The 26,168-nt window shown below is 38.9% G+C and carries 14 protein-coding genes and 1 pseudogene; 10 read left to right on the forward strand and 5 right to left on the reverse strand.

What is annotated here, in order from left to right; all coding sequences use genetic code 11:
• Positions 1 to 8: 8 nt before the first annotated feature.
• The 6 genes from ACSQ6I_RS17655 (at position 9) to ACSQ6I_RS17680 (ending at position 10,459) form a co-directional block, all read left to right on the forward strand.
• Positions 9 to 191 carry a CsbD family protein gene (locus tag ACSQ6I_RS17655; RefSeq protein WP_438891599.1) on the forward strand — a complete coding sequence of 61 codons (183 nt, stop codon included), beginning with the start codon at positions 9 to 11 and terminating at the stop codon, positions 189 to 191.
• Positions 192 to 604: 413 nt separating this feature from the next.
• A complete protein-coding gene (locus ACSQ6I_RS17660; RefSeq protein WP_438891600.1) occupies positions 605 to 2,257 on the forward strand; it encodes an alpha-amylase family glycosyl hydrolase in 1,653 nt (550 codons plus the stop codon).
• 77 nt (positions 2,258 to 2,334) lie between these two features.
• A complete protein-coding gene (locus tag ACSQ6I_RS17665; RefSeq protein WP_438891601.1) occupies positions 2,335 to 2,607 on the forward strand; it encodes a GlsB/YeaQ/YmgE family stress response membrane protein in 273 nt (90 codons plus the stop codon).
• Between the two features lie 95 nt (positions 2,608 to 2,702).
• Positions 2,703 to 3,113, forward strand: a complete 411-nt coding sequence (locus ACSQ6I_RS17670) for a YggT family protein (RefSeq protein WP_438891602.1) — start codon at positions 2,703 to 2,705, stop codon at positions 3,111 to 3,113.
• 1,062 nt (positions 3,114 to 4,175) lie between these two features.
• Positions 4,176 to 6,617: a phosphoenolpyruvate synthase gene (gene ppsA / locus ACSQ6I_RS17675; RefSeq protein ID WP_438891603.1), complete on the forward strand. Its 2,442-nt coding sequence runs from the start codon at positions 4,176 to 4,178 to the stop codon at positions 6,615 to 6,617.
• 356 nt (positions 6,618 to 6,973) lie between these two features.
• A complete protein-coding gene (locus ACSQ6I_RS17680) occupies positions 6,974 to 10,459 on the forward strand; it encodes a PAS domain S-box protein (RefSeq protein WP_438891604.1) in 3,486 nt (1,161 codons plus the stop codon).
• 121 nt (positions 10,460 to 10,580) lie between these two features.
• On the opposite strand, the gene ACSQ6I_RS17685 is transcribed toward ACSQ6I_RS17680, so the two are convergent.
• The 3 genes from ACSQ6I_RS17685 to nifJ all read right to left on the reverse strand — a co-directional run bounded on the left by ACSQ6I_RS17685 (position 10,581) and on the right by nifJ (position 16,550).
• Complete coding sequence (locus ACSQ6I_RS17685) at positions 10,581 to 11,642, reverse strand: ATP-dependent 6-phosphofructokinase (RefSeq protein WP_438891605.1); 1,062 nt, start codon at positions 11,640 to 11,642, stop codon at positions 10,581 to 10,583.
• Between the two features lie 70 nt (positions 11,643 to 11,712).
• Positions 11,713 to 12,732 carry a dihydroorotate dehydrogenase-like protein gene (locus ACSQ6I_RS17690; RefSeq protein ID WP_438891606.1) on the reverse strand — a complete coding sequence of 340 codons (1,020 nt, stop codon included), beginning with the start codon at positions 12,730 to 12,732 and terminating at the stop codon, positions 11,713 to 11,715.
• A gap of 179 nt (positions 12,733 to 12,911) precedes the next feature.
• A complete protein-coding gene (gene nifJ, locus ACSQ6I_RS17695; protein WP_438891607.1) occupies positions 12,912 to 16,550 on the reverse strand; it encodes a pyruvate:ferredoxin (flavodoxin) oxidoreductase in 3,639 nt (1,212 codons plus the stop codon).
• A gap of 770 nt (positions 16,551 to 17,320) precedes the next feature.
• On the opposite strand from nifJ, the gene ACSQ6I_RS17700 reads away from it, so the two are divergent.
• Positions 17,321 to 17,704, forward strand: coding sequence for a fused DSP-PTPase phosphatase/NAD kinase-like protein (locus ACSQ6I_RS17700; protein WP_438891792.1), 384 nt, complete (start codon positions 17,321 to 17,323; stop codon positions 17,702 to 17,704).
• 151 nt (positions 17,705 to 17,855) lie between these two features.
• Here the strand turns inward: ACSQ6I_RS17700 and ACSQ6I_RS17705 are convergent.
• Together ACSQ6I_RS17705 and ACSQ6I_RS17710 are read right to left on the reverse strand one after the other, a co-directional pair.
• Positions 17,856 to 18,086: pseudogene (locus ACSQ6I_RS17705) on the reverse strand (transposase); the annotation flags it as partial.
• 146 nt (positions 18,087 to 18,232) lie between these two features.
• Positions 18,233 to 18,526, reverse strand: coding sequence for a HetP family heterocyst commitment protein (locus ACSQ6I_RS17710; protein WP_438891608.1), 294 nt, complete (start codon positions 18,524 to 18,526; stop codon positions 18,233 to 18,235).
• A 1,584-nt stretch (positions 18,527 to 20,110) separates the two neighbouring features.
• Here ACSQ6I_RS17710 and ACSQ6I_RS17715 point away from each other — a divergent pair.
• The 3 genes from ACSQ6I_RS17715 (at position 20,111) to ACSQ6I_RS17725 (ending at position 26,163) form a co-directional block, all read left to right on the forward strand.
• A complete protein-coding gene (locus ACSQ6I_RS17715; RefSeq protein ID WP_438891609.1) occupies positions 20,111 to 22,534 on the forward strand; it encodes a sucrose synthase in 2,424 nt (807 codons plus the stop codon).
• Between the two features lie 74 nt (positions 22,535 to 22,608).
• Complete coding sequence (pgmB, locus tag ACSQ6I_RS17720; RefSeq protein ID WP_438891610.1) at positions 22,609 to 25,500, forward strand: beta-phosphoglucomutase; 2,892 nt, start codon at positions 22,609 to 22,611, stop codon at positions 25,498 to 25,500.
• Positions 25,501 to 25,680: 180 nt separating this feature from the next.
• Entirely contained in the window at positions 25,681 to 26,163 is a 483-nt protein-coding gene (locus tag ACSQ6I_RS17725) for an adenosine-specific kinase (RefSeq protein WP_438891611.1), read from the forward strand.
• Positions 26,164 to 26,168: the final 5 nt, after the last annotated feature.

Below are 26,168 nucleotides of genomic sequence, written 5' to 3' on the forward strand. Positions count from 1 at the left end.
AGTAGATTATGAGCTTAGAAGATAAAATCAAGGCAACCGCCAAAAATATTGAAGGTAAAGTTCAAGAAGCAGTAGGCGATCTGACTGGAAATCCCCAAAATCAAGCAGAGGGTAAGGCAAAACAGGTAGAAGCAGCAGTTCAGCATACTGTTGAAAATGTGAAAGATGCAGTCAAAAAGACAATCGATTAATACCATTTCTTTTTGAGGCTGCGCTCAAGAAATTTGTGCAGCAAGGTTCAACACAAACTTAAACATGATGATCCTTTTGGCGCATCTATGGCTACGCCATATAAGCTATCATACAGAATTGGTATAAGGATGATTTATCCAGCAAATCTAGATAGTGAATAGGCTATCTAGATTTTCTACTTTGCTTCAACTGACTGATAGATAAAACAGTTAGTTTTTGAACAAATAACTGACATTTAAAAACTAATATGATTTCAATTTGCCAAGCCCAAAAATTTTGCCTGAAGATGAGTCTAGTTGCATTCATTTCAACTACACCATCTAACTTAACTTAGCCAATAGTACTTTTACTAAGTGGATCTAGATAAACATTTTCCTGGCATTTTTAAGAATTTTGACTCCCAATAGGTTTTATGGCTAACTCAATTGAATTCAAGCTGTTTGCTCCCTACAATAAAGGAGCGGTATTAATCGGATCTTTTTCCAACTGGGAAGAAATCGCTATGGAAAAAAGTGAAGACGGTTATTTCCGTACCCATGTAGAATTGGAAGACGGCAATCATCAATATAAATTTCGCATTCAATCCCGTAGCTGGTTTTTTGAACCAGACCAATGGGTAGAAGTCATAGATCCTTACGCAACAGATATTGATAACTCCAGCCAGAATGCGGTAGTGTGCATCAAAAACGGCGATCGCATTATTGATACCTACGTCTGGCAACACGATGACAAGCCGCTGCCAGCAGATCATGAGTTAGTCATATATGAACTTCACGTTGGCGATTTTTCCGGGGGTGAGGATGATACTGACACTCGCGGTAAGTATAAGCACGTTATTGAAAAATTAGATCACCTTTGCGAACTGGGTATTAACGCCATTGAATTGATGCCCATCAAGGAATATCCAGGAGATCATAGCTGGGGCTACAACCCTCGACACTTCTTTGCTACCGAATCTAGCTACGGCTCAACATCGGGGTTAAAACAGCTAATCGACTCATGCCATGAACGAGGTATCCGCGTCATCATGGATGGGATATATAACCACTCGGAATCAGAAGCCCCTCTCACCCAGATTGACCACGATTACTGGTATCACCACTCTCCTCGCGACCCTGATAACAACTGGGGACCAGAGTTTAACTACGAACTCTACGATGAAACTTTAGACACATACCCAGCCCGGCAGTTTGTCGGCGATAATGTGCGTTTTTGGATTGAGGAGTATCATACTGACGGTATTCGCTTCGATGCTGCCCGGCAAATTGCTAACTATGACTTAATGCACTGGATTGTTCAGGAAGCCAAAAAAGCTGCTAGTATGAAGCCTTTTTACACCGTTGCCGAACATATTCCTGAGACACCTAGCATCACCAATGCAGATGGACCGATGGATGGTTGCTGGCACGATAGTTTCCGTCATGTCATTACAGTACATATTTGCGGTGACACCTTTGATTTAGAAAGCCTCAAGGATGTGATTGATTGCAAACGACAAGGTTTCATGGGTGCGACTAATGTTGTCAATTACCTGACTAACCACGACCACAATCACTTAATGGTAGAGTTAGGCGATCGCAAGATATTTGATGAAGAAGCATTTAAGCGAATTAAGCTGGGTGCTGCTCTACTGATGACAGCAGTTGGTGTACCGCTGATTTGGATGGGAGAAGAGTTTGGTGAGTACAAGCACAAAACACCTGAATCATCCAAAATAGATTGGAAATTGATGGGCAATGACCTAAATAGCAGCTTGTTTGAATACTACAAAGGCTTGATTGGGCTGCGGAAAAATAATCATGCACTTTACACAGAAAATATTGATTTTTTCCACGAAAATGCCGAGACTAAAGTTTTAGCCTACAGCCGATGGAATGATGAAGGCTCTCGTATAGTTGTCGTGGCGAATTTTTCAGACAATTTCCTGGCAGGATATCACATTCCTAACTTCCCCGCCAATGGAAAATGGCACGAGTGGACAGGTAATTATGATATCGAATCTGGGGATGATGGCATTATTACAGACTTGGGATCTTACGAAGCCAAAGTATTTGTTTGGCAATAAAATAGCGGTCGATAAAAATTTACACCGCTGACTCCTGACTCCTAACTCCTGACTTCTTACAAAAAGGTATTGTGACTATGACCATTATTGCTTGGATTGTATTAGGTTTAATTTCAGGTGCGATCGCTAAAGCGATTGACCCGGCTGCCAGAGGAAGTGGCATTCTTGGAACTCTGGTTTTAGGTATCATCGGTGCATTTGTTGGCGGTACACTAACCACTCTGATAACGACTGGAAAGTTTGCACTGGTTGGTTCTACTCTCACTCCTTCTGGTATTTTCATTGCTGTTATAGGTGCAGTTATCGCTGTATTTGTTTGGCACAGAATTAATGGCAGATCTTCTTCCTAGACCCAAATTGCAATTCAGCCAATTCCAACCCATAACAAATTAAACATCATGAATAGTTTTCAATCTATACCACTGATTAATCTGGGGAATCATCAATGAATAAAGATCCTCATGAACAAAGCAATTCTGAGCGGAGACAAGAACTTCGGAGTGAAGAAGAAGCTTTCCGACTGCAACAAGAAGAGGGACGGCTGGAAACTGGTAAACGTAGTGCTACGTTTGCCTGGATTATCAATAGCATTTACCTTCTAGTGGGATTGCTGGAAATCCTACTTATATTACGCTTCTTGCTGCGGTTTTCTGGTGCAAATACGCAAAATACATTTGCCCAGTTTATTTACAATCTTTCTGCTCCCTTCATTGCGCCATTTTCCACCTTATTTATCAGTCCCGTTTCTGGTGGTGGCGCGAACATTTTTGATGTAAATGCCTTAATTGCAATCATCATATATTCTCTCTTAGGCTGGCTTGGTGTATGGTTGGTTAGATTTATCTATGCTCGATAGAGCAAAATATAAAAAACAGCTGTATCTAGGCTTTAATTACTATCAACAGTCTAGATTAGATGTTATTAGGTGCGAGAAAAAAGCGATAATCTTTTAAAAACTCGTTAATCAATGGACAGATCCAAAAATTAAATATGCGCGTTTTACAACCCTGATAGAGACGTTTCCGAAAACGTTTCTACAGGATTTATTTGGCGCAACCTTACATAGAATTGGTATTAGATAAATTCTTTACTCCTATCCACCCATTAGTAAAATGTCGTTCACGCAAGTAAGTATACTGACTTACCCGTTTTTGTTGTTGAATTTTTATAGGGGTTTTACTTAAAACAGTTTGTGGCAAGGAACAGAAAAGAATCTGAGTAAACACTGGCATTTCTTGCCAACAACTACGACAGAACCAGTAAGTTTCAGACTTGCGTATATGTTGTAAAAGTAAATTAGAACAACAGGGACAATAATTCATTTATTTCTAAAATCCGGTTTTAAAATGTGTTCACCCATTGAGGATAGCCATGAGAAAAACTCAGAGATATTCACAACAAGTATTTATAATTCTCAACTATAATTTATGAATATGAGGAAGTTGTGAGGAAACTTTTAATAATAATATATTCGGTAATATTACTATACATTAACTTTAATCTAGCAATGATAAGGTTCTTCCGCTGCAAGTATGCTGACTTAAAGTGAGAGGTAACAAAAATAGGAAAAATAAAGCTTCCATAGCTTGTACTCTTGCCCGTTGCCCCATAAATTATTTATTTGGCATAATAGGTTCATGAGAACCAATAATATTTACTTTACATTTCTTCTTGTACAGGATGGCGGAAATCAACCTTCCATACTCCTACGGAGAAAAAAATACAAAATTAACAACAAGTCTGTGCCATTAAGTTTTTTGAATTTTGAATTTTGATTTCTGCACAGCCTTACTAGTTATATCTTCACAAGTTCCTCAAATTTAGCCTGTATAAAAATAATGGTGTAATTCAGAAGTAGATCAATTTACTTAAAAACTGCTTCATCAAAATATTTATAGCTTTTAAAGGATTCCAAAATATGCGAGAAATACAACAAAATCAAGCAAATGAGCGCCTATTATCCAAAGAACAAGCACTAGTCTTACCATTTAATACCGTAGGAATTGCAGATATTCCCTTCGTAGGTGGAAAAAATGCCTCTTTAGGAGAGATGATTCAACAACTGAGTTCCAAAGGAGTACAAGTTCCTACCGGGTTTGCTACTACTGCGTATGCTTATAGATACTTTATTACCGGAGCAGGTTTAGAGATAAAACTCAGAAAGATATTTGCTTCTTTAGATGTAGAGGATATAGATAATCTGCGGCAATGTGGTCAACAAGCTAGGTTGCTGATGCTAAACACGCCATTTCCGCTAGAATTACAACAAGCGATCGCACAATCCTATCAAATTCTCTGCCAAGAATACGGTGAAGATACGGATGTTGCAGTACGTTCTAGTGCCACAGCCGAAGACTTACCAGACGCTAGTTTTGCAGGACAGCAAGAAACCTATCTCAATGTCCACGGACTCAAGGGTGTATTAGAATCTTGTCATAAGTGCTTTGCTTCTATTTTCACTGACCGCGCAATTTCCTACCGTCAAAACAAAGGTTTCGACCATTTCGAGTTAGCCCTTTCCGTGGGTGTACAAAAAATGGTACGTTCTGACTTAGCTTGTTCTGGTGTGATGTTCTCCATTGACACAGAAACAGGTTTTAAAGATGCAGCATTAATTACTGCTGCCTATGGTTTGGGTGAAACCGTCGTTCAAGGTGCAGTTAACCCAGATGAATATTTAGTATTTAAACCAACTCTCAAACAAGGATTTAAACCAATTCTCCAAAAACGTTTGGGGACAAAAGAAATTAAGATGGTTTATGACTTAGGAGGGATGAAATTAACTAAAAATGTCTCTGTTCTCCCCTCAGAACGCAACCAATTTGCCCTAAATAATGACGAAATTCTCCAACTAGCAAACTGGGCTTGCATTATTGAAGACCATTATTCCCAAGTGCGTGGTATGTACACGCCAATGGATATTGAATGGGCAAAAGATGGGGTAACAGGAGAATTATTTATTGTCCAAGCTAGACCAGAAACAGTACAATCTCAAAAATCGAAAACCGTTCTGAGAAGTTATCATCTCAAAGAAAAAAGTACAGTTTTATTAACAGGTCGTAGTGTCGGGGAAATGATTGGTCAAGGTAAAGCTAAAGTCATTCTTGACGCGTCTCAAATTCAACAATTTCAAGCGGGAGATGTGCTAGTGACAAACCGCACAGATCCAGACTGGGAACCAATTATGAAAAAAGCCAGTGCTATTGTTACCAACTCTGGTGGTAGAACCTGTCATGCATCCATAATTGCCAGAGAAATGGGCATTCCAGCGATTGTCGGTTGTGGTAATGCGACGACAGAATTACAAACTGGACAAGATATTACTGTTAGTTGTGCAGAAGGGGAAACAGGCAAAGTTTATGCAGGTTTATTGAACTTTGAAGTCAAAGAATTACCTTTAGAAAATTTGCCCCGCACCCGTACTAAAGTGATGATGAATGTGGGCAACCCAGAAGAGGCATTAGGTTTAACAGCAATTCCTAATGATGGTGTGGGTTTAGCCAGGATGGAATTTATTATTGCTAACCACATCAAAGCCCATCCTTTAGCGTTACTGCATTTTGATGATTTAGAAGATGAACTTGCTAAATACAAAATTGCTGAGTTAACTGCCCAATACGAAAATAAAGCCGAATTCTTTATTGATAAACTTGCACAAGGGATTGGGACAATTGTTGCTGCTTTTTATCCTAAACCTGTAATTGTCCGTTTGTCAGATTTCAAGAGTAACGAATATGCGAACCTCTTGGGTGGTAGACAATTTGAACCGAAAGAAGAAAATCCGATGATTGGTTGGCGTGGTGCTTCTCGCTACTATGATCCTCGTTACCGTGAAGGTTTTGCCCTTGAATGTGAAGCTATGAAGCGGGTACGGAATGAAATGGGTTTAACCAATATGATTTTGATGGTTCCCTTTTGTCGCACTCCTGAAGAAGGACGGCGTGTACTGGAGGAAATGGCAGCAAATGGATTGGTAAAGGGCGAAAATGGTTTAGAAGTTTATGTGATGTGTGAGTTACCCAGTAACGTGATTTTAGCTGATGAGTTTAGCCAAGTCTTTGACGGCTTTTCCATAGGTTCCAATGACTTGACACAATTAACTTTAGGACTAGATCGGGATTCTGAGTTGGTGGCACATCTATTTGATGAACGCAATCCAGCTGTCAAGAGAACTATTGCCAGAGCGATCGCTACTGTAAAACAGTTTAAACGCAAAATTGGTATCTGCGGTCAAGCCCCTAGCGATTATCCCGAATTTGCCCGCTTCCTTGTCCAAGAAGGAATTGATTCAATCAGTCTCAACCCTGACTCTGTACTCAAAACTCTATTAGAAATTGCAGCAGCGGAAGCAGAAGGTTGAAGGGGGCAGGGGGCAGGGAGCAGGGGGAAAGAATTAAACACCAATGAGATGTTTGGCAACAACAATTTGGTAACTATATAGACAATCTTAACCCTGTACCTTTGTCAAGAGGTTTAGTGGTAGAGTTAGAAATAGGGATAAAACTGTAGGCTCTAAAATTTATTTAAAGTCGTATCCAAAGGATTAATATTGTCTCTATTCTGTGCTGACTCAGCAAGAGTAAAGTATCTATATTAATCAATAAAAATGCATAAATACTTCTAAAAAGTCAAAAATTTAGGATTTGGAACCTTTTGATTAAACAGCCTTAAATTATGCCCGGATATCAATAAGATAATTAAAATCGACGATTTACTATGCAATTCAACGAGCAACTGATTGATTTGCCAAATCTACATCAAGTTATTGATCGTTATCCCTTGACGATTAGTCTTGATAGTTATGTAGTCGATGCTATTATCTTGATGAATCAAGAACAAAGTAATAGCTTAGAACTCATCAACTTTTCAGCGTCATTGCCAAGCCGCAAATCGAGTCAAAAAGTCACTAGCTATGTTTTGGTGGTAAAAGAAACGCAGTTAGTAGGAATATTCACCCTTACAGACGTATTGAGATTAACAGCATTGGGACTGGATTTATCTAGTAAGACAATGGCTGAAGTGATGACAAAACAACCTATCACATTAAAACAATCAGAATTTCAAGATATTTCCACAGCTTTTTTGCTGTTAAAGCAGTATCAAATTCACCATTTACCAATTGTGGATGATGGGGGAAAATTGGTAGGAATAGTCACTGAATCTAGCTTATTACAAGAATTGGATCTAGTGAAAATAGTCGGTATTGCCAAAGCTACACAGCAATATTTAGGTAAGTCAACAGATGAATCGCCACAAAATAACCAGCAAATAGAGGGAGTAGTCCATAATACTCAGAATCTTTTACAAAGATGGGTAGAAGAACAAGTTGCCGGAGAAGTAAAAATTAACGAAGAACTTCAGCAAACTTTAGAAGAAATGCAAATATTTGAAGAGGAAATAATTCAACAAAATGAACAACTGGCCGTTGCTCGTGAGATTGCAGAATTAGAGCGCCGACGTTATCAAGATTTGTTTCAATTTACTCCTTATGGTTATGTAGTAACTGATAAATTGGGTCTAATTCAAGAAGCCAACCATGCAGCCTCATTGTTACTATCGGTAGACCAAAATTACTTAATAGGCAAGCCAATAGGGATTTTTATTGCTCAACCAGATCGATACAACATTACATCACAACTGAGAAATTTCCAGCAGTTCCAAGAATGGGAAATTGAACTTAAGCCACGACATGGAGAGTCTTTTCCTGCTAACGTGAGGATTGCAGCCATGTATGATCCCCAAAAACAGTGGTGTGGCTGGTGTTGGTTATTGTGCAATATTACTGAACGCAGGCAAGCAGAAGCAGCGTTACGCCGAACCTCTGAAGAGTTAGAGATACGGGTAGTAGAACGTACTGCCGAACTAGTTGTTATTAATCAATCTCTGCAACAGGAAATTATTGAGCGTCAGCAGACAGAAGCAGCACTGCGGGAGAGTGAGGAAAAATTTCGCCAATTTGGGGACAATATTCAAGCACAAATCATCTGGATCAAATGCTGCAATAGCGGCGCAACTGTATATGTAAATTCTGCTTATGAGAAAATATGGGGTCGGAGTTGCCAAAGTCTGTTCGACAATCCTCAATCGTGGACAGAACCTATTCATCCAGAAGACCGCGATCGCATTTTGGCACAAATACAGGAGAATTTCCAAAAGGATAATCGTTCTAATCTAGAGTATCGGCTTGTAAAACCAGATGGAGAAATACGCTGGATCTTGGCTAGATGCTTTCCTATCAAAAATGAACAAGGACAGATTCAATATTTTGGTGGTATTGCCGAAGATATTACAGAACGCAAACAAGCAGAAGAAGAACGCAGGAAGACCGAAGAACGACTGACTTTAGCCCTAGAAGCTGCCAACATGGGTATATGGGATTGGGAAATCCAGACCAACAAAACCCAATGGTCTAGCAATATGGGGCCAATTTATGGTTTATCGAGTTATACATTATGCCCCAGCCCCGAAGACTTTCTCTATTTAATCTATCCTGAAGACCGTAATAATTTCACTCAAGCTGTAAAAATTGCCATTGAGCAAAAAGTTGAATTTGTTTCCGAACATCGAGTTATTTGGACTGATGGCAGCCTACATTGGTTAAGTGCCAGAGGTAAGGTTTATTATGACGAAAACGATCAGCCAGTACGGATGCTCGGTACAACTAGAGACATATCCGAACGAAAGCAGGCAGAACAAAAAATCCACGAACAAGCATCCCTACTCGATATTGCTACCGATGCAATTTTCGTGCGAGATTTCCATACCGAAATCTTATTTTGGAATCAAGGTGCAGAAAAGATATACGGTTGGCAAAATCATGAAGCTTTGGGTAAAAACCTCAGGGATATTTTCTACTCTACAACTTCGCTACAGCCAGAAGTAATTGCACTCCAGACTGTAGTTAAGTCTGGAACTTGGCATGGTGAGTTACGTAGAAAAACTAAATTCGGCCAAGAAATTATCGTTGAAAGTCGTTGGACACTGATGTTTGATTCTGAGGGACAACCCAAATCTATCCTGATTGTAGATACTGATATTACTAAGAAAAAAGAACTAGAAGAACAGTTTTATCGCACCCAGCGTCTAGAAAGTATCGGGACTCTGGCAGGTGGCATCGCCCACGACATCAACAATATATTGACACCCATTTTAGGCGCAGCGCAATTACTCAAAGGTAAATTTGTCAAAGATCAAGAACGCCATCCCCAACTATTGACAATCATTGAAAATAATGCTAAACGCGGGGCAGGTTTAGTCAAGCAAGTGTTATCTTTTGCGCGAGGATTAAAAGGAGAACGGGCAATTGTACAAGTTAAACATTTAATTGCAGATATCATTCAAATTGGTAGACAGACATTTCCCAAATCTATCGAATTTGCGGCTCAGATATCCGAAGACCTATGGGCTGTTTCTGGAGACACGACACAACTACATCAAGTCCTGATGAATCTGGTAGTTAATGCTCGTGATGCGATGCCAGAAGGAGGTAGTCTCCAAATTACTGCGGAAAATATGTTTATTGATGAAACCTATACGCGGATGAATTTTGAATCCAAAATTGGGCATCACATTGTTATTACAGTTAAAGACACTGGTGTGGGAATGACACCAGAAATATTAAATAGAATTTTTGAGCCATTTTTCACCACTAAAGAAGTTGGTGCTGGAACAGGATTAGGTTTGTCAACAGTGTTGGGAATTATTAAAAGCCATGATGGTTTTATAACAGTTTCTAGCGAAGTGGCTAATGGCAGTACATTTAAGATTTTCTTGCCGTCTGTAGAAGAGTCTCAAATTCCGGCAATAGAGGATTTGGAAATGCCTTCAGGACAAGGAGAATTGATTTTGGTGGTAGATGATGAACCTCAAATTCGTGATGTCGCTAAAATCATCCTCGAACAATATAATTATCAAACGATAACTGCTAGTAATGGCATTGAAGCGATCGCACTTTATGCTCAACACAAAAAGCGCATCAGTGCCGTCTTAATGGATATGATGATGCCCGAAATGGATGGTATCACGGCTATTCGCACTTTGCAAAGAATGAATCCACAAGTCCAAGTAATCGCTTGTAGTGGGCTAAGTACAATAGAAATATTGCCAGAATCAGCCAATACAGAAGTACAGGCAGTTTTATTCAAACCCTATACTGCTAATGAATTATTGCGAAACATCGATCAAATAATTCGTAATTCGTAATTCGTAATTATCTCTTCTGCTCCCTGCTCCCTGCTCCCTGCCCCCTGCCCCCTGCTCCCTGCTCCCTGCTCCCTGCTCCCTGCTCCCTGCTCCCTGCTCCCTGCCCCCTGCGCCCAGTCCCCTATCCCCCTACATAAATGCCTAAAGAGTGGGCTACTTGGACTAGATCACCATGAGAATCGACGAGTGCGGGACTGTGAGTTACTACTTCTGAGATGGGAACAGGTACAGCTTTTCCATTTTGCCAAGCTAACATTTGTCCGTATTTTTCTTGGGCAATTAAATCAATTGCTGTTTTACCAAAAACTGTTGCTGTGAGACGGTCTAATGCTGAAGGAATACCACCGCGCTGAATATGTCCCAAAACAGAAACTCTCGTGTCAATTTGATTATTACTGCAACTAGCAATTTGTTCAGCAATGTATTGACCACGACCGCATTTAGGAGAAGTGCAACTAGCTGTATTATCCAAATCTTCTGAACAATGAGAAGCGCCTTCTGCAACTACAATGATGGCAAATTTTCGTTGCCAGCGATTACGCAATTGGGCTAAATGTTCACATAAACCCCGAATAGTATAGGGTAATTCAGGAATTAAAATCACATCTGCACCCCCGGCAATTCCTGATTGTAGCGCCAAATGACCGGCTGTGCGTCCCATGACTTCCACAATCATCACGCGATCGTGACTTGCAGCGGTGAATGTGAGACGATTGAGAGCATCGACAATAGTATTAACAGCCGTATCAAAGCCAATTGCACGTTCTGTCAAAGCCACATCATTATCAATCGTTTTAGGAATGGCGACTAAATTCCAATTACCTAAATTAGCTAACTGATGAATAATATTTAAACTACCATCACCACCAATAGCAATTAAAGCATCTAAAGCTAATGCTTCATAACTGGCTAAAATTTCATCAGCATGGGCTAAAGTATCTCCTTTATTGATAGTTCCTAAAATCGTTCCCCCCATGTTGACTAAAGGATCAATTCCCCGCAAATCCCAACCGTGCATATTTAAAGGCATGGTTTGACGCTCAAGTAAACCTTGGGTGGCATAAGGAATACCCAATATTTCCCAATTGAATGTAAGTGTTGCATGACTAACAACAGCGCGAATTACACAATTTAGACCAGGACAGTCACCACCACTAGTTAAAATACCAATTCGTTTTTTCATACAGCAGAAGTCAGGATTCAGGAGTGGTAGGGAGCAGGGGGCAGAAGAGATAATTACGAATTACGAATTCTTAAGACGGTATATAGATTCTGCCCCATTCTGGGTTGTAAGTTTGGAGCAATCGCATATACTGAGCGCGTTCAAAAGAGCTAGGATTAGGACAGTTTAACTGGCTCATACTGCCTTGTAATTGCTTTACAGACTCGTATTCGTGTTTTTCCATCCATTCGCGCATTTCCTGCTCAATACACCGAATATGGTCAATACCATGCCGCATCAGCACAGAACAAAGCATAGTAATATTAGCTCCAACCATGAGCATTTTTAAAACATCATGGGCGTTGTGGATACCACTGGTTGCAGCTAGGTCGGCATTGATGCGACCATACAGAATAGCAATCCAGCGCAGAGGTAAACGCATTGCTTGGGGAGTACTTAACAATACATGAGGTTCTACTTCTAAGGTTTCTAAGTTGATATCTGGTTGATAAAAACGATTAAATAAAACCAAACCATCAGCCCCAGCATCATCTAAACGTTTAGCCATATTCGCAGTATTAGTAAAATAAGGACTGAGTTTCACTGCTACAGGAATAGTAACTGCGGCTTTAACAGCATTGAGAATATTAATATAATTTTGTTCGATATCTTGACTAATTAAATCCGGGTCTGTCGGCACATAGTAAATGTTTAATTCCAGTGCAGATGCTCCTGCTTCTTGAATGAGCTTACCATATTCAGTCCAACCACCGACAGAAGAACCATTCAAACTAGCAATAATGGGAATATCGACTTTTTCTTTAGCTTTGCGAATATGGTCTAAATATTCTTCTGGGCCAACTCGGAAATTAGTTATATCAGGGAAATAGGTTAAAGCTTCCGCGAAACTTTCTGTACCATAAGTTAGATGATGATGAAGTTCATACTTTTCTAAACTTAATTGTTCTTCAAATAACGAGTGCATAACAACAGCACCAGCACCCGCATCTTCCATTAATTTAATATTATCAATTTCTTCTGAAAGTGGAGAAGCAGAAGGTACAAGAGGAGATTTTAATTCTAAGCCTAAATATGTTGTAGTTAAGTTCATAATTTTGGTAATTGGTAATTGTTAATTTCTCGTTCCCATACTCTGTATGGGAATGAATTTTAGAAGGCTCTGCCTTTCATGAAAGTAGAGAGAGTCAGAGACTCTTGATAGCATTCCCAGTCAGAGACTGGGAACGAGATAAACTTTAACTTTAAAATCCAAAATTTCATAATTCTGATTCACATTTCTTGGAATTTTCTTGCGGCTAAATATTGATACATTTGCCAACGAGTATTAACATCAGCTTGAGCTTCTTTTAAAAGTTCCTTAGCTGTTTCTGGGTTAATTTTAGTCAACATCTTGAAACGATTTTCCATATACATGGAATTTTCTATTGGTAATCTTGGCGTGCGAGAATCAAGTTGTAGGGGGTTTTCTCCTTGCTTGATGCGGTCGGGGTGATAACGATACAATAACCATCTTCCAGAGTCTACAGCGGCTTTTTGATTTTGCATTGCTGTACTCATATTGATACCATGAGCAATACAATGACTGTAGGCAATAATTAAGGATGGACCTTCGTAAGCTTCAGCTTCTAAAAAAGCTTTGAGAGTATGTTCATCTCTTGCACCCATTGCCACACTCGCAACATAAACATTACCGTAAGTCATAGCTATTAAACCCAAATCTTTCTTAGCTGCGGGTTTACCACCTGCGGCAAATTTTGCTACTGCACCTTTAGGAGTAGATTTGGACATTTGACCACCAGTGTTAGAATAAACTTCTGTGTCGAGGACGAGAATATTCACATTGCGTCCACTGGCAATAACATGATCTAAACCACCGTAACCAATATCATAAGCCCAACCGTCACCACCAATTATCCAAACACTCTTTTTAACTAAATAATCAGCTAAGGATTTGAGATTTTTGAACGCAGATAAACGCAGATGAACGCCGATATCATCCTCTTTTATCTGCGTTAATCTGTGTTCATCTGCGTTGATAATTTGATCTAGTTTTTGTTTGAGAATAGAAACCCGTTCCCGTTGTTCGTAAATATCAGCTTCGTCTTTTTGTTCAGCGTTGAGGATATCTGTGACTAGAGTTTCACCTATTTGGGGTGCGAGTTGTCGCAGTAAGTAAGCTGCAAATTCGGCTTGTTTATCAATGGAAACGCGGAAACCTAAACCAAATTCGGCGTTATCTTCAAAAAGGCTATTTGACCAAGCTGGCCCCCTTCCTGCGGCGTTTTTAGTCCAAGGTGTGGTGGGTAAATTACCGCCATAGATAGAAGAACAGCCGGTGGCGTTAGCGACTATCATGCGATCGCCAAATAATTGTGTTACTAACTTAATATAGGGTGTCTCTCCGCAACCAGCACAAGCACCAGAAAACTCAAATAGCGGTTCTTGCATTTGTTGTTGATTAATATGACTCAACTTCAAATTGCGTCTATCTGGGTTAGGAAGACTTAAAAAGAAATCCCAATTTTCTCGTTCTTGTTCCCGCAATGGTCTTTGCGGTTCCATATTAATCGCTTTTTTGCGTGGTTCGGCTTTATTTTTCGCAGGACAAACATCCACACAAATACCGCAACCTGTACAATCTTCTGCTGCTACTTGAATGGTAAACTTCAAATCATGCCAATCATGTTCTTTTGCATTGGCACTTTTGAAAGTCTCTGGTGCATTTTCTAATTCTTCTGGTTCATATACTTTACTGCGAATCACACTATGAGGACATACCATTACGCATTTACCACATTGAATGCAAACGTCGGTATCCCAAACAGGTATTTCTTGAGCAATATTGCGTTTTTCCCATTTAGATGTTCCTGTCGGATAAGTACCATCTACAGGTAATACACTTACAGGTAAATCATCACCTTCACGGGCTATCATTTTACCCAAAACATCGCGTATAAATGCTGCTGCATAATCTGGAACTGGGGATTGTGGATTGGAGATTGGAGACTGGGAAGTTTTCTCTATGATGTTGATTTTATACAGATTATCCAAGGTTTTATCAACGGCTTGAATATTCATTTGGACAATTTCTTCACCTTTTTTACCGTAGGTTTTGCGGATAGATTTTTTAATTTCTTCTATCGCTTCTTCTCTTGGTAAAACACCAGATACAGCAAAGAAACAAACCTGCATTACTGTATTAATTCTACCAGCCATTCCCGCTTCACGGGCAACTTTATAGGCGTTAATTACATAAAACTTGAGATTTTTCTTAATTATCTCTTCTTGTACAGATGCAGGTAATTTATCCCAAACTTCATCTTTGTCATATAGTGCATTTAATAAAAACGTGCTACCAGGAATAATGTCTTTTAATATCGGGAATTTTTCTACAAACTCCCATTGATGACAAGCAATAAAGTTAGCTTTGGTGATTAAATAGGTAGAACGGATTGGTTGAGAACCAAAGCGCAAATGTGAAACGGTAATAGAACCAGATTTTTTGGAATCATAAACAAAATAACCTTGAGCATAATTATCTGTTTCCTCTCCAATAATCTTGATAGAGTTTTTATTTGCACCGACTGTACCATCTGCACCTAAACCGTAGAAAATAGCTCTAACTATATTATCTGCTTCAATATTAAATTCTGAGTTATATTCTAAACTGGTATAGGTGACATCATCGTTAATACCAACTGTAAAATGATTTTTTGGTGATCCCTCCTTGCCCCCCTTATCAAGGGGGGTTGGGGGGATCAAATTATCAAATACAGCTTTCACCATTGCTGGTGTAAATTCTTTAGATGATAAACCATATCTTCCCCCGACAACTTTAATATTGTTGAATTGATTTTCTGCCAAAGCTGTAACAATATCAGTATACAAAGGTTCACCAGTTGCACCTGGTTCTTTGGTGCGATCTAAAACGGCAATACTGCGGGTTGTTTTGGGGATAGATTCAATAAATTTTTGGGTATCAAAAGGACGATATAATCTCACTTTGATAACTCCAACTTTTTCACCTTGCTGGTTGAGATAATCTACTGTTTCATGAACTGTTTCACAACCAGAACCCATGAGAATAATAATTCTTTCTGGTGCTGGGTGTCCATGATAATCAAATAATTTATATTCTCTTCCTATTATTTGATAAAATTCATCCATTACCTTTTGAGTAATATCTGAACAAGCTAAATAAAATGGGTTCACTGTTTCTCTAGCTTGAAAGTAAACATCAGGATTTTGGGCTGTCCCTCTTAATACTGGTCTATCAGGAGTTAAAGCCCGTAAACGATGCTCAATTACTAATTCTATGGGAATAAATTTTTGTAAGTCTTCAGTCGTTAATGTTTCTACTTTATCTACTTCATGGGAGGTGCGAAAACCATCAAAAAAGTGTAAGAAAGGTATGCGTGATTCTAAAGTTGCGCGTGTGGAAATAAGGGCAAAATCTTGAGCTTCTTGCACAGAAGCAGCGCACAACATCGCAAAACCTGTACTTCTGGCGGCCATAACATCACTATGATCACCGAAAATAGATAAAGCTTGGGCTGCGAGCGATCGCGCGGCGATATGAAATACTGTAGGTGTAAGTTCACCGGCAATCTTGTACATATTCGGGATCATCAACAACAATCCCTGAGATGCTGTAAATGTGGTTGTCAGTGAACCCGTTTGTAAAGCACCATGTACAGCACCCGCTACACCTCCTTCACTTTGCATCTCTACTACAGTGGGAACACTCCCCCAAATATTAGGTTTGCTTTCACTCATCCAAGCATCCGCCCATTCAGCCATAGGGGAAGATGGAGTGATAGGATAAATGGCAATCACCTCGTTTAGTTGGTAGACGACTTTAGCAACAGCTTCATTACCATCTATAGTTGCAAAGGTTCTTGTTTTCATATTTCTTCCCCTTTAATAACTACTCAATTGTGGGTAAATCGCTAAGAGTTTTCCCCTTGACCATTCCCTCAATCCCAGGTTCTAACTTGAAGCTAAGATCAAAACTTGAGGAAGTTGTGAGGATACCTCTGCGTTTCATAATTTTGCACACAAATCTATTTATTTTTTCGACTAACTCCCGTAGTGAGTTACAAATTATCGTAGAGGTTAAGGGCTGTTCGTCTCTACCTGTGTACTTGGATTTACCAGAAAAACGTTGTAAAATTCCTCCTCAGGGATGACTTCCTCACAAGATCCTCAAACTTTGGATCTAAGTTAATAGTGCCGTTAACACTATAAGAATCCTAAATTATTTGTGCCAAATATGAAGTAACCCAAGTTGCTAGTTATTTAGTTTGGGGTGGTAAGTAGGTGGTTGAGAAAATTTACAACTATAAAATACATTATCCAATTTCACAGAATCACAACGACTTTTTCTCCCCTTCCTGACTCCTGATACCATTTTACTAAAACTCTGATACTTATAACTTCTCTTAGCTACCCTTTAAAAGGGGGTATCTTTTATGTATCAAACTTAAAGTAAAACGGTATGAATCCTACTCTATGGCTAACGCTACGCTATCACCAAAACGATTTTTTACCAGATTTCTAGTCTAGGCTGGACATTACCCCAAAGTTCAAATGCTTCGCAGAATCAACATGGTTATACCATACAAGCTATCACAAATAAAGCCAGATTGTTATAGACATGAGCAATGAAAACTCAGACTATGAATGTTGTTAGGAAGATTAATCAGGAGTTGACTATATGTGGGCAAATTACACCAGAACAGCTTCAAACTCTTGCTGATGATGGTTACAAGTCTATCCTGAATCTCCGTTTTGCAGATGAACAAAACTCATGGAACAATGAACAGGAAAAAACTGAGCTTTTAGGATTGTGCTATGTCAATTTCCCAATTAAGATTGAAAATTTCCATCATCAGTATGCAATCGAGGTATTTCATGTCATTAGTGAATTACCTAAGCCACTCTTGATACATTGCGATAACTCCAAACGTTCAGTAGTTATAGTACTATTATATATCTCTACTAAGCAGGGAATTGATTTTGAACAAGCATGGCAACAAGCCATAAATTTAGACTTACTATAATCATAAGTATTTAAAATTTAGTTTTAATAAAAATTAATTAATTTCTACTAATTTTTCAAGTCGGGTTCAATTATTTTTATATTAAGCGCCCGACGAGCTAATTTAACGTAAGTTTTCACTGTGATGTAAGGTCAGGGTAAGAGCATCTCAATTAGGCTTGACACAAGGACTCAGAAGAATCTAATGTAGGGTCAAGAAAACAAGAACTGAGAACTTGAATCATATAATCGTTATCCATCACTGTCCGTTTCATTTTTTGTCTGAGACTACGTTTGTAAGTCTGTTCTCGATTGAGGGCATTAAGAGCAATGCGTCGTAAAAGAGCAAAATTCCGAGGGCTGTAGAAAGAACGAATGCGACAAGTATCCGCTCTTTCTGAAAATTGAAAAAGCCGCAGGCAAGTCGGTTAAGTTAATCCAAATGCGTGTGGCTGTTAAAATGGTGGAGTTATTGTTGAAAGTGCTTATTGAGTCCAGAAAAGTTCTAGACTGAAATGGTATTACAGCCCACTTCAGCCAATTCTAGTTATTAGTTATTGCTAAAAGCCTGAGATGAACCAATACAATGTGTGTTATTTACGGTGTGTAATTGCTGTTTATTAGTAGATGTTGATGTTGTCACAACTTGGCTATTTTCTTTCATTAAACGGCTATAAGTACGCTGGGGAATATAATGCAATGGATTGTAGCCAATAAAACGTAAAATTAGCACGCAAGCCCAGGAATATCGACCATCAGCAATAGCTTCAATCACCTGATTTAATTCTTCAGGAGTAATAACATTCTGAACATTAGTTTGAGAAGGAGAAACTCGGTAGTTCATGACTAACCCTGATATAACTTGTATAGTTGAGGAATTTGGCGTTACATATTTGCTGGGTGGATGATGTTTTTTAGAGAGGCTAAAAATACAAGTAAAAACATTTAGTTATCACTTGTCGCTACCTCAAGATCATCCAAACATGGAGAGTGCATGACAGAATTTAGGTAACTGGCATATTAGTAGGGTGTTTCAGACCCAATAATTTGGTAACAATCAAAAAAATTTCGACATCTGACTCAGCCGACAAGAGACATTTACATGACACTTGTATAAGTCCTATAGCGGTTCTTGGTTGAGTGAGATACAAGAACCCCACCCCCAACCCCCTCCCCGCAAGCGATGAGGGGGCTATGATGTATTTCATTCAAATGCATACCGCTATATATAAATTACTTTGATTAGCCACCGATGTATATTAGATGATTGATATTTAAGATTGAGTAGATTCAAACTCATGTAAATATCAACAGGATTTTTGGCTACACAAAAGTAGTTTTGATTTTCTGTGACTTTTATTCTGTACTGCTCTAAAAAAGTTTAATAGCAGTGCTTGTTTAATTCACAACTTAGTGCTGAAGTTAGTCCCGTTTTTTGGTTTATATGTATCATTAACAACTCGTGATTATGACAAGTTGTGATTTGACCTGTTTGAGTTTGTAAGTCAGAAATTTTATTAATCATTACTTTCATCTTATCCATGATGCAAATTCTAGACAAATAGCCTGTACTTTAGTGCCTAAGTCAATTTTGGAATTAAAAAATAGGGAACATACACAGTCACATGATATGCAGAATACTATTTTTTTGGAACTAATTTAGCCAAATTGGCAAATTTTATCCAAAAGAAACTAGAGATTATAGAATTTTTTGTCTATCTATAAAATGCCTATTTAAATACTGTCACAAGAGGAGTTTACAAAATTGCAACTAGCAGCTATTAGAATAATAAGGTTAAAATAATAATCATAATAGTTGTATATTTACTGTGGTTAATGGTCAATTTTATGCACAATATTAAGCTGAATATTCAGGTTAATAAAAATGTTGTAATCTAGATACAGAAAGAGTTAATGGCAATTAACATTATTTGTAAGTAGTCTGTGAATCTACTATAGTAATCCGATTTTATTCCTGTTTGTGTAGGGTGGCGTAGCTATATTTATTCGTGTAGGTCAGTAATAAGGAATAGGGAAGAAAGAATAAAAGTGTACTAAGTTTTTCAAAGCAAAGGGCAGGTTATACCAACAAAAATCAAATAGGAGTCCTATAGAAATAGGATTTGAATTTTGAAAAAATCTAAGTATTTGTAGGGTGCGTTAGCGATAGAGTAACGGATCCTACGTATCTAACTTTGATAAGGTTTTTTGGGTGGGTTTAGCAATTGCACAGACGTAGAATAATTCTTAACTAATCTTGTTCTATACCTAAAGAACTACTTTGGCTTTCACCCTTCAGCTAGACGCGATAATTGTTACAAATATTTTATGATTAAAAAAATACACCTAACCCAAACCATCATCTAAAACAATAGTGTTCAAGAGAGAGAAATGGGGTTTTCACCTAGCTAAAGTTCGGTAATTCTTTATGTATGAATTATTTCAAGCTATTTTAAATAGTGAAGAAAAAACTGCACTAAGTCAGTTTCTCTTGACTTTAGATACTGGAACTAAACGTTACTTTTTGAGGAACGAAATTTTACAAGTCTTTGCAAATTACTGTCATCAATCTCAAAAGCCAGCTTACTTTTATCATTCTTCTTCCTTGGGGACACTTATACACTACACCCATGAAATAATTCTGGAAAGGGAAAGTACTTGGTTTGTAGTCAGACCAAAAATAGCTAGTCAAGAAGTGTGGAAACTCACCGCAGATTTCACTAGTTTCGATTTGATGACACCTAAAGCCTTTTTAGATGAGAGCGATCGCTTAGTCAACCGCTATCAACCGAATTTACTAGAAATTGACCTCCACCCCTTTTACCAACAATCCCCCAAAATTAGCGACCCCAGAGACATTGGTCAAGGTCTAACTTTCCTGAATTATTATCTATGCAATCAATTCATCACAGACCCAAAATACTGGTTAGAGCTATTATTTCAAGCATTGCAAGGGTTACGCTATAATGGCGTGAAGCTGTTAATTAGCGATCGCATTCACTCAGGAATCGACCTAGCCAGACAAATTAAACCAGCCATCAATTTTTTAACTGAAAGACCCCCTCACCAACCCTATGAAGAATTTCGCTTTCACCTCCAAAAACTGGGTCTAGAAGCCGGGTGGGGTAACAATGCAGGGCGAATTATAGAAACTCTAGAACTCCTGCAAAGACTTATCGACACCCCTCAACCCTCCATTCTCGAAGCCTTTGTAGCGCGTATTCCCGCAGTTTTTCGCGTTGTTCTCGTTTCCATACATGGCTGGGTAGCGCAAGAAGATGTTTTAGGACGAGATGAAACATTAGGACAAGTTATCTATGTCCTCGAACAAGCACGCAGTTTAGAAAACAAACTCCAAGCAGAAATTAAACTCGCTGGTCTTGACATACTGGGTATTAAACCTCACGTAATTATTTTAACCCGCCTCATCCCTAACTGCGAAGGTACATTTTGTGATTTGCGGTTAGAGAAAGTTAACAATACAGAAAATGCTTGGATTTTACGGATTCCATTTACAGATTCAGATCCAGAAATTACGAATAGCTGGATTTCTAAATTTGAAATTTGGCCTTATTTAGAAAAATTTGCTCAAGATGCCAAAAAAGAACTATTAGTACAGTTCAAAGGCAAGCCTAATTTAATTATTGGTAACTACAGTGATGGTAATTTAGTCGCTTTTCTCCTCTCCCGCAGCTTGAAAGTTACCCAATGCAATATAGCTCATTCTTTAGAAAAACCCAAAAACTTATTTAGTAACTTATACTGGCAAGATTTAGAAGAAAAATATCACTTCTCTGCCCAATTTACTGCCGATTTAATTAGCATGAATGCTGCTGATTTTATCATAGCTTCATCCTATCAAGAAATTATCGGTACACCAGACACAATAGGACAATATGAATCTTATAAATGTTTTACCATGCCCCAACTATATCATGTAGTGGATGGAATTGATTTATTTAATCCTAAATTCAACATGGTGCCACCGGGAGTAAGTGAAACCTTCTTTTTCCCCTATAGCCAAACAGAAAATAGAAATAATCAAGAAAGCCAAGAAATTAAAGAACTGCTTTTTAGCCGTGAAGATGCTCACATTTTCGGTAACATAGACGATCTTAATAAAAGACCAGTTTTTGCAGTTGCACCTATCACTTCAATAAAAAACCTCACTGGTTTGGTTGAATGTTTTGGTAAAAGTCAGGAATTAAAAAATCGGTGTAACCTGATTTTATTAAGTAGTAAATTATATTCAGACGAAGCCACAAATCTAGAAGAAGCCAGGGAAATTGAAAAACTACACAACATTATTAACGAATATCAACTGCAAGGTCAAATTCGTTGGATAGGAATGCGTTTACCTAGTCGCAACATCGGAGAAGCTTATCGAATAATTGCTGACCATCAAGGTATTTATATTCACTTTGCTCTTTATGAAGCCTTTGGACGCAGTATTTTAGAAGCAATGATTTCCGGTTTACCAACATTTGCAACTCAATTTGGTGGAGCATTAGAAATTATAGAAGACCGGGAAAATGGATTTCACCTTAACCCAACAAATTTAGAAGCAACAGCAAAAACAATTATTACCTTCTTAGACAAATGTGATCATAACCCAGAATATTGGACAGAAATATCTCAAGGAGTAATTGCCAGAATTCGCCATAAATATAACTGGAAATCACACACAGAACAATTATTGCTACTAACAAAAATGTTTAGTTTTTGGAACTTTATCGCACCAGAAGACAACGACGCAAGAGATCGCTATATGGAAACATTATTTCATCTAATTTACAAACCTAGAGCAGAACAAATTTTAGCAGAACATCAGACAAAGTACGCTCACATTTAAAAATCATATCTCCTCCTCCTCTCTGCGTCTCTGCGTGAAAAAATCCTATATTCAGCAACATCTTAAAGATAAAAATGGAAACAAAACACGATTTCACCTACACAGACTGGATATTAACTGAAATTCAGTTTGAACCTGAAGAATTACACGCCAGAGAAACAATTTTCACCATTGGTAACGGTTATTTAGGTACAAGAGGAACATTTGAAGAAAGCCATCCTCTTGCATTATCAGCTACATTTATTCATGGTATTTATGACGCAGTTCCCGTCGTCTATACCGAACTAGCAAACTGTCCAGACTGGCTACCATTGGTAGTGATGATTGATGGCGAACGCTTTCGCCTAGATCAAGGTAAAATATTGGAATACAATCGGAAGCTTGATTTGCGTCAAGGACTTCTTAGCCGTTCTCTGCGTTGGCGTAGTCCCAGTGGAAAAACAATAAATATCACCTTTGAACGCTTTGCAAGTTTAGCGGATCATCATGTATTAGGGCAACGTTGCCAGTTAGAAGCAGTAGATTTTCACGGATTAATTGAAATACAAGGTAGTATCAACGGCTACCCCGAAAATAAAGGTTTCAATCACTGGGAAGGACTAGACCAAGGGAAAATTGACAAAGGTTTCTGGTTCCACAGTCGTACCCGCACCTCCCAAATTGATATTGGTATGGCTGCGAGAATGAGGATTTCAGGAATTGAAGCGGCTCTACAAGTTAATACTGCACCTGGCTATCCTAGCATCAGTGCAACTTTTCTCATTGAACCACACCAGACAGTAACCATAGAGAAGATTGTCACAGTTTTTACCTCGCGGGATGTTGAGCAACCAGTTGCAGCCGCACAGGAAAAACTCGCAGACTTAGCAGACTATATCACCTTACGCAATGCTAATGAACAGGCATGGACAGAAGTTTGGGACAAAAGCGACATTGTGATTGAGGGAGATAGCAAAGCCGCTTTTGCAGTGCGTTACAATCTATTCCAGCTATTAATTGCTGCTCCCCGTGATGATGAAAAGGTGAGTATTCCTGCTAAAACCCTATCTGGATTTGGCTATCACGGGCATATTTTTTGGGATACAGAAATTTTTATATTACCATTTTTTACATTTACTCAACCAGTACTAGCTCGGAATTTACTGAGTTATCGTTATCATAGTTTAAATGGAGCGCGACGGAAAGCGGCTCATTATGGTTATCAGGGAGCTATGTATGCTTGGGAAAGTGCGGTTACAGGTGATGAGGTAACACCTCGGTGGGCGCTCCTAAGTGATTTTTATGCTGAAGATATACGGATTTGGTGTCGCGATCGCGAAATTCATATTAGTGCAGTTATCGCCTATGCGGTGTGGTACTATTGGCGAGTCACTGGGGACGATGAATGGATGAGAGATTATGGTGCAGAGATCATCCTCGATACGGCAATTTTTTGGGATAGTCGAGTTGAATTTAATTCTCAAGCCGAACGTTATGAAATACGCGGGGTCATAGGTGCAGATGAATACCACGAGTTAGTACATAACAACACATTTACTAACCGCTTGGTGCAATGGCATTTAGAAAAAGCTTGTATAATTTACGACTGGTTACAGCGTAGTTTCCCTGAACGTAGTGCAGAGTTAGCGGAAAAATTGCAACTTACCGCCAAAATCCGTGATAATTGGCAAGATATCATCAAAAAAATCTGGATTCTCTACAACCCAGAAACGGAATTAATTGAGCAATGTGAGGGATTTTTCCAATTAGAGGATATTAATTTAGCAGACTACGAACCGCGTCAAAAGTCAATGCAAGCTATTTTGGGGATTGAAGGAGCGAACAAACGCCAAGTCCTAAAACAGCCAGATGTATTAATGTTACTCTATCTCATGCGGGAATCTGCTGAGTTCCCTTACAGCAAAAAAACATTACAGGTAAATTGGGACTATTACGCACCTCGCACAGATATTAGCTATGGTTCTTCTCTCGGCCCTGCAATTCACGCTATTTTAGCCGCAGATTTAGGCAAAACCCAGGAAGCTTACGAACGCTTCATGCAAGCAGCAATGGTGGATTTAGAAGATAGACGGGGAAATACAAATGAAGGTATTCACGGTGCTAGTGCTGGGGGAATTTGGCAAGCTGTGGTTTTCGGCTTTGGCGGTATCCAATTTACCGATAATCAACCCGTAGCTCATCCCCATTTACCGCCAGGTTGGACAAGGTTGAAGTTTAAATTATACTGGCGTGGGAAATGGCATGAATTCGATTTACATCAAGAATTGGGGACTGGGGAAGGGCGGGGATACCACGCCCCTACTATCCGGGGAATTATATTTGATTTAGATGGAGTGTTAACTGATACTGCAAAATATCATTATTTGGCTTGGCAGAAATTAGCAGATGAGCAAGGTATACCTTTTAACCGTCAAGCTAATGAGGCGTTGCGGGGAATCTCCCGACGTGCTTCGCTGATGTTGATTATTGGCGATAGACGGTATTCGGAAGTGCAAATACAGGAGATGATGGAACGCAAAAACGACTATTATACACAGTTGATTCAAGACATTACATCCAAGGATTTGTTACCCGGTGTGGTTTCCTTGTTGGATGATTTGCGTCAAGCTGGGTTGAAGATAGCGCTTGGTTCAGCAAGTAAAAATGCCCATGTAGTCATTGAGAAATTGGGAATTGCTGATAAGATGGATGCGATCGCAGATGGTTATAGTGTCCAAAGACCCAAACCCGCACCAGATTTATTTCTCTTCGCAGCCCAGCAGTTAGGACTTCCCGCTCAACAATGTGTAGTTTTTGAAGACGCAGCCGCAGGTGTAGATGCTGCTTTAGCCGCAGGTATGTGGGCTGTAGGCATGGGTCCACCGGAAAGAGTCGGGGCTGCACACATCATTTTACCTAATTTAGCAGGTATGACATGGGAAAAATTACAAGGTAAATTTAAGGATATTGCTTTACAAAAACAATAGGCGTTGGTGAATAAAATTATGAATTTGTCTCACGCAGAGGCGCAAAGAGTAAGAGTTTGAGCAATGGAATTTTTGATTTTCATACCTCAAATTCACCAACGCCTACAAAAAACAATATAGCATTTCGTTTGTATACTCATCATTTCTGTTGGGGCTGGTAACTGGTCATGTACTAAAAATATGGAACTCAAAACGGTTACTTTAGAAATTCCAGTCGGTTGTAATTTGATTTTAGGACAAACACATTTTATCAAAACGGTAGAAGATTTATATGAAATAATGGTGGGGATATCCTCACAAGTCAAGTTTGGTATCGCCTTTTGTGAAGCATCAGGAGCTTGTTTAATTAGAGTTGTTGGAAATGACCAGCTTTTGCAAGAAATAGCCACGATTAATGCTAAAAATATAGCCGCAGGACACAGTTTTTTAATTGTATTCAAAGACGCATATCCAATTAACTTTCTCAATGCGATTAAACAATGCCCAGAAGTTTGTACAATTTATTGTGCTACAGCTAATCCTGTACAAGTAATTTTGGCAGAAACCTCACAAGGGCAAGGTATTCTCGGTGTGATTGATGGATTTTCTCCAAAGGGTGTAGAAGGCAATAAAGATATAAAATCACGTCAGGATTTACTGCGTCATATAGGTTATAAGTTATAGCTGAG

This window comes from Anabaena sp. WFMT (genome assembly GCF_051781005.1).
GTDB lineage: Bacteria > Cyanobacteriota > Cyanobacteriia > Cyanobacteriales > Nostocaceae > Anabaena.